Source organism: uncultured Algibacter sp. (assembly GCF_905480415.1).
Classification (GTDB): Bacteria; Bacteroidota; Bacteroidia; order Flavobacteriales; family Flavobacteriaceae; genus Algibacter_B.
On sequence record NZ_CAJQQI010000145.1, the window covers coordinates 1 to 7,433 of the forward strand.

Annotated in this window: 7 protein-coding genes; 5 read left to right on the forward strand and 2 right to left on the reverse strand. The window is 33.5% G+C overall.

All coding sequences use genetic code 11. The features are described 5' to 3' along the window. The 3 genes from QZ260_RS09785 to lspA all read left to right on the forward strand — a co-directional run. A partial coding sequence (locus tag QZ260_RS09785) for an FAD-dependent protein (protein ID WP_365969504.1) occupies positions 1-912 on the forward strand: 912 nt, incomplete at its 5' end. 44 nt (positions 913-956) lie between these two features. Then, positions 957-1,850: an ACP S-malonyltransferase gene (gene fabD, locus QZ260_RS09790; protein ID WP_295985602.1), complete on the forward strand. Its 894-nt coding sequence runs from the start codon at positions 957-959 to the stop codon at positions 1,848-1,850. After that, positions 1,851-2,363 (forward strand): signal peptidase II, encoded by a 513-nt coding sequence (gene lspA, locus QZ260_RS09795; protein ID WP_295985604.1) that lies wholly within the window; start codon positions 1,851-1,853, stop codon positions 2,361-2,363. 51 nt (positions 2,364-2,414) lie between these two features. Here lspA and galE read toward each other — a convergent pair whose 3' ends face one another. Continuing rightward, on the reverse strand, positions 2,415-3,440 hold the full coding sequence (gene galE, locus QZ260_RS09800; RefSeq protein WP_295985605.1) for a UDP-glucose 4-epimerase GalE: 1,026 nt from the start codon (positions 3,438-3,440) through the stop codon (positions 2,415-2,417). Then, a complete protein-coding gene (locus QZ260_RS09805; RefSeq protein ID WP_295985607.1) occupies positions 3,433-4,590 on the reverse strand; it encodes a DegT/DnrJ/EryC1/StrS family aminotransferase in 1,158 nt (385 codons plus the stop codon). Before QZ260_RS09805 ends, galE begins: the two co-directional genes overlap by 8 nt. Before the next feature lie 96 nt (positions 4,591-4,686). Between QZ260_RS09805 and QZ260_RS09810 the strand changes: the two genes are divergently transcribed. Then, on the forward strand, positions 4,687-5,982 hold the full coding sequence (locus tag QZ260_RS09810) for a glycosyltransferase N-terminal domain-containing protein (RefSeq protein WP_365969507.1): 1,296 nt from the start codon (positions 4,687-4,689) through the stop codon (positions 5,980-5,982). A gap of 95 nt (positions 5,983-6,077) precedes the next feature. After that, positions 6,078-6,524: a hypothetical protein gene (locus QZ260_RS09815; RefSeq protein ID WP_295985608.1), complete on the forward strand. Its 447-nt coding sequence runs from the start codon at positions 6,078-6,080 to the stop codon at positions 6,522-6,524. Positions 6,525-7,433: the final 909 nt, after the last annotated feature.

The following is a 7,433-nucleotide window of genomic DNA, read 5'->3' on the forward strand; positions in this document are numbered from 1 at the left end:
CGTGTTACCGATTTCATTATAAAGAACAATGAAATTAAAGCGATTCAACTTAAAAATGAAGAAGAAATAACGGTAGACAAATTAATTCTAGCAACAGGGCATTCAGCACGAGATATTTTTTATCTACTTCATGAAAAACAAATTGCATTAGAAGCTAAATCTTTTGCTATGGGCGTTCGGGTAGAACATCCGCAACATATTATAGATTCTATTCAATATCATTGTTCTGATGAACGTCATGAATCATTGCCAGCAGCTTCTTATGGTTTAGTACAACAAGTAAACGAACGTGGTGTGTATTCATTTTGCATGTGTCCTGGTGGTTTTATTGTACCTGCAGCTACAGCCAACGGCGAAGTAGTTGTAAATGGCATGTCGCCTTCTAAGCGAAATAATTTATATGCCAATTCGGGAATTGTAGTAGAAATTAATGCAGATACGGACTTACATAAATACAAACAGTTTGGAGCATTAAAAGGATTAGAATATCAAAAAAACCTAGAACGATTAGCTTTCACAGCTGGCGGCAGAAGTCAGACGGCACCTGCACAACGTTTAACAGATTTTGTTGAAGGTAAATTATCAAATGATTTAAACGACACCTCTTATCAACCTGGACTAAAATCTGCACCTTTACATTCTTTATTGCCAAAATTTATTGGTGGTAGGCTAAGAAAAGGATTTGAAGCCTTTGGCAGAAAAATGAAAGGATATTATACGGAAGAAGCTAATGTTGTTGGTGTAGAATCTAGAACCTCATCGCCCGTTTCTATTCCAAGAAATGAACAATTACAACATACTCAAATTTCTAACTTATATCCTTGTGGTGAAGGCGGCGGTTATGCTGGCGGTATAGTATCAGCAGCCATGGATGGAGAGCGTTGTGCTGAAGCAGCTACTAATAACTTATAGTTGTAATTTTATTGCTATTTTTGCAGCACAAAAAATGAACGAACATGAACGCATACATATTTCCAGGTCAGGGAGCTCAATTTTCAGGAATGGGTTTAGATTTATATGAAAATTCACCTTTAGCACAAGAATTATTTGAACAAGCCAATGATATTTTAGGTTTCAATATCACAGATACGATGTTTGAAGGTTCTGCTGAAGACTTAAAAGAAACCAAGGTAACACAACCTGCCATATTTTTACATTCAGTAATTTTAGCCAAAACATTAGGTGATACGTTTATACCAGGTATGGTTGCAGGACATTCGCTAGGAGAATTTTCAGCATTAGTAGCCAATGGCACTTTAAACTTTGAAGACGGCTTGAAATTAGTTTCGCAACGTGCTATCGCTATGCAAAAAGCTTGTGAATTACAACCGAGCACCATGGCTGCAGTCTTAGGGTTAGATGATGCTATTGTTGAAAAAATATGTGCCACGACTGAAGGCATCGTGGTTGCAGCAAATTATAATTGCCCGGGACAATTAGTGATTTCTGGTGAAATTGAAGCCATTAACAAAGCTTGTGAAACATTAAAAGAAGAAGGCGCACGAAGAGCTTTGGTTTTACCTGTTGGTGGTGCCTTTCATTCACCTTTAATGGAACCTGCTCGTGAACAACTTGCCGCAGCGATTGAAAACACAACCTTTAGTAAGCCAAACTGCCCAATTTACCAAAATGTAACAGCAAACGCTGTCATTGATGAATCCTCTATAAAAGCAAATCTTATTTCACAATTAACAGCTCCTGTCCGTTGGTCACAATCGGTTCAACAAATGATTGCTGATGGTGCTACATTATTTACTGAAGTGGGCCCTGGGAAAGTGTTACAAGGCTTAGTAAAAAAAATTAATAGAGCATCTGAAACTGCTTCTGCAACTTTTGAAATCAATAGTTAAATGAAGCTAAACAAACGCTCCATCTACATTATATTAGTTATTGTTTTAACGATAGCAATTGATCAGATTTCTAAAGTTATAGTTAGAGAGCATATAACATTAAGAACAGAAATTAATCCTGGTGAACGCATCCCTGTAATTGGTGATGCTTTTATTATGATGAATGTTGAAAATACTGGTGCTTTTCTTGGCATGGGAAGTGAATTAAATGAAACGCTTAGAATCATTTTATTACTCATTTTACCAATACTTGTTTTAGGCTTTGTACTTCGTCATATATTCAAAGACAAATCACTAGACAATTGGTCACTTTTCGCTTTTGCAAGTATTATTGGAGGTGGTATAGCGAATGTTTTTGATAGAATAGCCTTTGGAAAAGTTACCGATTTCTTATTTATAGATCTTGGCGGTGTTTTTAGAACGGGTATTTTTAATCTCGCAGATTTATCAGTAACTACAGGAATGATTATACTCATATTTATGAGTTTTAAGAAAAAGAAAACTAATGAATAAAAAAAGGTCGCTATTTTAATTTAGCGACCTTTTTTTAAATTCAAAATAGACTTAATCTTTAGCTCTAACTTTCTGCTCCCACTTCCAAGCAGACCTCATAGCATCATCAAGAGATAATTTTGTTTTCCAACCTAAATCATCATTAGCTTTATTAGTATCAGCGTAGGCCGAAATAATATCACCATCTCTTCTATCAACAATTTTGTAGTTTAATTTTTTTTCTGAAACTTTCTCAAAAGATTTAATAACTTCTAACACAGAACTTCCTTTTCCCGTGCCCAGGTTAAAAGTTTCAAAGTTCGCTTTATTTTTGTTCTGTAGTAATCGTCCCAATGCAATAACATGAGCATTAGCCAAATCTACCACATGAATGTAATCTCTAATACACGTGCCGTCTGGCGTTGGGTAATCGTCTCCAAAAACCGATAATTCTTGGCGCAGCCCTATAGCTGTTTGTGTTATAAATGGCACTAAATTTTGAGGCACACCAATTGGTAATTCACCTATTTCAACAGACTCATGTGCGCCAACTGGGTTAAAATAACGTAATGCAATCGCTTTTAGATTAGGAGATACTTTACAGGTATCCTGAATAATTTCTTCGCCAATTTGCTTTGTATTTCCGTAAGGTGATTCCGCTTGCTTTACAGGAGCGTTTTCTGTAATAGGCAACTCATCTGCTTGTCCGTAAACCGTACAAGACGAACTAAATATAAATGCTGCTGATGGCAACTTTTTCAATTCTTTAAGAATATAAACTAAAGTACCAATATTGTTTTCATAATAGAGTAAAGGTTCTTTTACACTTTCTCCCACAGCTTTACTAGCTGCAAAATGTATCACCCCTTTTATATCTTTGTGTTTAGCAAAAAATGCTTCAACACCCGCTTTATCTTTTAAATCTAGCTTTTCAAAAATTGGTGTTTTACCCGTTATAGCCGTAATACCATCTCGTACGTTTAGTGATGAGTTTGATAAATCATCAATAATAACAACCTCATAACCTTCATTTTGTAATTCTACAACTGTGTGCGAACCAATAAAGCCCAATCCGCCTGTAACTAATATTTTATCCATTTATAAATTTTATAATTGTTGATGTAATAAATTCCATCTGTTCGTCATCTAATTCGGTGTGCATTGGTAATGAAATAACATCTTTTACGAGTTGATTCGTTACTTCAAAATCAGATTCCTTATATCTTTCGTCCAAATATGCTTTTTGCCTGTGAAGCGGAATTGGATAATATACACCACAAGGAATTCCTTTATCATTTAAGTGTTTTACCAAAGCATCTCTATCTACTCCCTTTATTCTAAGCGTATATTGATGAAATACATGGCAATCACAGGTATCACAGATACCTTCACAACTTTTACTAACTGTTTTCGGCGTTATAATACTTTCGATGCCCTCTAAAGCTTTACTGTACTTTTTCGCAGCACTTTGTCTTGATTTATTATAATTATCTAAGCGTGGTAATTTAGCATCTAATACTGCTGCCTGTATACTGTCAAGCCTTGAGTTCACTCCTACCACATCATGATGGTAACGCTCATACATTCCATGATTTACAATACCTCGAATCGTGTGTGCTAAATTATCATCATTTGTAAAAATAGCTCCACCATCACCATAACAACCTAAATTTTTAGATGGGAAAAACGACGTCGCACCAACATGTCCAATAGTTCCTGCTTTCACTTTAGTTCCGTTACTATATGTATAATTCGCACCAATAGCTTGTGCATTATCTTCAATTACAAAGAAATCATGTTCTTGTGCTATTTCCATTATAGCCTCCATATTGGCACATTGCCCAAATAAATGAACTGGCACGATGGCTTTTGTTTTTGAGGTAATAGCTCTTTTTATAGCTTCAATATTGATGTTGAAATCATCATCATTAACATCCACTAAAACGGGTGTTAATTGCAATAAAGCAATAACCTCAACAGTTGCTGCAAAAGTAAAATCGGTAGTAATAACCTCATCCCCTGGCTTTAAGCCTAAACCCATCATTGCTATCTGCAATGCGTCAGTTCCATTTGCACATGGAATAACATTTTTCACCCCTAAATAGGACTCTAGGTTCTTTTGAAACTCATGAACCTTAGGGCCGTTTATAAATGTAGTGTTTTCAATTACCTCTTGGATAGAAGGGTTAACGATATCTTTTATATCATTATACTGACCTTTAAGGTCAACCATTTGAATTTTTTTCATTTAAAAAAAATTGTAGTCGATATTTTAAGTAATAATAAAGACTCATTTTAATGCCAATCTTTTATGGATTAACAAGTAGTAAAATTACAAAAATGATTGACGCTAACCAATGAATTTATTTCAAAGAAATGTATTTTAGCATTAAAAGAAAGAATATTGCGTTTTATTTATAACATAGGAATATATCTTGCAAATTTTGGTTTAAAATTTGGAGCTTTGTTTAATGACAAGTTAAAAAAAGGTGTTGTTGGCAGAAAAGCAACTTTTACGATTTTAAAAAATAATTTAAATAAAAATGACAAAACACTTTGGTTTCATTGTGCATCATTAGGTGAATACGAACAGGGGCTTCCTGTTTTTACCAAACTGAGACATCAATATAAAGATCATAAAATTATTCTTAGTTTTTTCTCGCCTTCAGGATATGACATTCGAAAAAACACTCCAATTGCAGATATCGTTATCTATCTCCCTTTAGATACTAAGACCAATTCTAAACGTTTTTTAGATTTGGTAAATCCTGAACTTACCATTTTTGTAAAGTATGATATTTGGCCCAATTTTTTAAATGAATTAAAACGAAGGCACCTTCGTGCTATATTAATTTCTGCTGCATTTAGAAAAAATCATATTTATTTTAAGGCTTACGGGAAACTTTTTAAAAACGCATTATTTGCTTTTGAACATATTTTTACTCAAAACGAAGATTCTAAAACACTCCTTAAAAGTATCCATTACCAAGCAGTTACAGTAAGCGGCGACACACGTTTTGATAGAGTTTATAGTCAATTAGAAATAGACAATACCTTAAATTTTATTGAAGAATTTAAAAACAATCAACTTTGTGTTGTTGCAGGTAGTACATGGCCCGAAGGAGAATCTTTATTTATAAATTTCATCAATTCTGAAGCCTCAAGACATGTAAAATTTATAATTGCTCCACATGATATTAAACCTGAACGCATTAAAAACTTGCAAGAACGAATTAATTCAAAAACTGTTTTGTTTTCTGAGAAAAAGAGTCAAGATTTAACTAATTCACAAGTCTATATAATTGATACCGTAGGAATTCTTTCAAAAATTTACAGTTATGCAGACATCGCTTATGTAGGAGGAGCAATGGGACATACTGGATTACATAACACACTTGAACCAGCAGTTTTTGGTATTCCAATAATTATTGGTAATAACCATATTAAATTCCATGAAGCTCAAGCACTTATTGATAATGGCGGTATGTTTTCTATTTCTACAAAAAATAATTTTAATTCAATTTTAAACAAATTTATTTGTAATAGTGACTTTAGGATAAAATGTGGGTCTAAAAATGTAGAGTATATCAAAAAAAATCGAGGAGCTGTAATCCAAATACTAAATTACCTAGGTAAATAGGTGCATTTTTAGCTATAAATTTCAAAAAAGTAGTAATTCTAATAAAAAGTCATTAAATTGGGTAAAACAAAAAATAAACACTAAAACAAAAACCGATGAAAAATTTATTATTAAGTTCAATCTTATTGTTGGCGTTAAGTTTCACGTCTTGTAGAGATACAAAAAAAAGTGAGTCCGTAGGAGACGCTATTGAAAACGCTGCTGATGCTGCTGGTGACGCCGTTGAAAACGCTGCTGATGCTGCTGGTGACGCTGTAGATTCTGCTGTTGATGCTGCTAGTGATGCCGCAGATAAAGCAGGTGATGCTGTAGATTCTGCTGTTGATGCCGCTAGTGATGCTGCAGATAAAGCAGGTGATGCGGTTGATGGTGCTGTTAACGCTGCAGGTGATGCCGTTGACAATATAAAAGCAAAAGCAGGTGATGCTGTCGACGCTGCAGGTGATGCGGTTGACAATGTAAAAGCAAAAGCTGGTGATGCTGCAGATAACGCTACTGATGCAGTTAAAAAAGAAGCAGATAAATTAAAAACTGGTATCTAATTTAGATTAGTTTTTTTTACAATTTATAAAAACCACCTATTAGGTGGTTTTTTTATTAATAAATCTTAATTATCGCACGAAACCAAATTATTATCTTAAAATTATTAATTTCATTCAATCTGTGAGCAATAAAATGAACGCCATAAGTAACTGTCTTCACCACTAGAACTATAATGCTCGAAAATAGATAATTACATATATTATTGCAATAGTTTTTTGCTATTTACTTATGTAACAGTTGTTACATAAGTAAATTTTTTTGTTCTTAATTTGCACAGATATTTATTGACGTGGTTAATCATTGGACTAACTATGAAGACTGAATATTAAAGAGAGGTTGCTCCTGCTGTTGGTTGGTAAGAGAGCGCCTCTTTTTTTAACTGCAAATTCTGCAAATAAGACACATACCATATTCGTTTACAAGTGGTTAAATTAATTAATTTTAGTAGTTCTAAAAACAACATCTCCAAAGGCACTTACTACTAAACAAATAGAATAACCCAATAAATTCCTTTAAAATGTGTTTCTGTGCATATAGTAGTAAGCACGTTTAAGAGTAATATAGCTAAGATGTAAAATAAAAAAAACAGAAGCAGACTGCAGTGTATACAAATCGAACCAACCAAGATAAGAAGTCATACTAATTAAAATGATCTACTTCCGTTTCTAACACAAAAATATAAAATATCAAAATTACAGTAACTGACATTTGTCATAAAAAGCTACATTTATAATACGTATTTTTTCAAAACTTAACAGGTGAAGTCTTACTAATTTTCAATTCCTTTACAATGGCAAAAAAGAGATTCAAATTTCTAGCCGTGCAAATACCGTAAAGATAATTATTGTGAATAAAAAAAGCCGCTTGAAAATCACATGATTAACAAGAGGCTTTAGTACTGAAGACGG

What these genes read in the sequence shown, in the direction of transcription:
- fabD (WP_295985602.1), top strand. Translation starts at nt 957, where the DNA reads ATGAACGCATACATATTTCCAGGTCAGGGAGCTCAATTTTCAGGAATG.
- lspA (WP_295985604.1), top strand. Translation starts at nt 1,851, where the DNA reads ATGAAGCTAAACAAACGCTCCATCTACATTATATTAGTTATTGTTTTA.
- galE (WP_295985605.1), bottom strand. Translation starts at nt 3,440, where the DNA reads ATGGATAAAATATTAGTTACAGGCGGATTGGGCTTTATTGGTTCGCAC.
- QZ260_RS09805 (WP_295985607.1), bottom strand. Translation starts at nt 4,590, where the DNA reads ATGAAAAAAATTCAAATGGTTGACCTTAAAGGTCAGTATAATGATATA.
- QZ260_RS09815 (WP_295985608.1), top strand. Translation starts at nt 6,078, where the DNA reads ATGAAAAATTTATTATTAAGTTCAATCTTATTGTTGGCGTTAAGTTTC.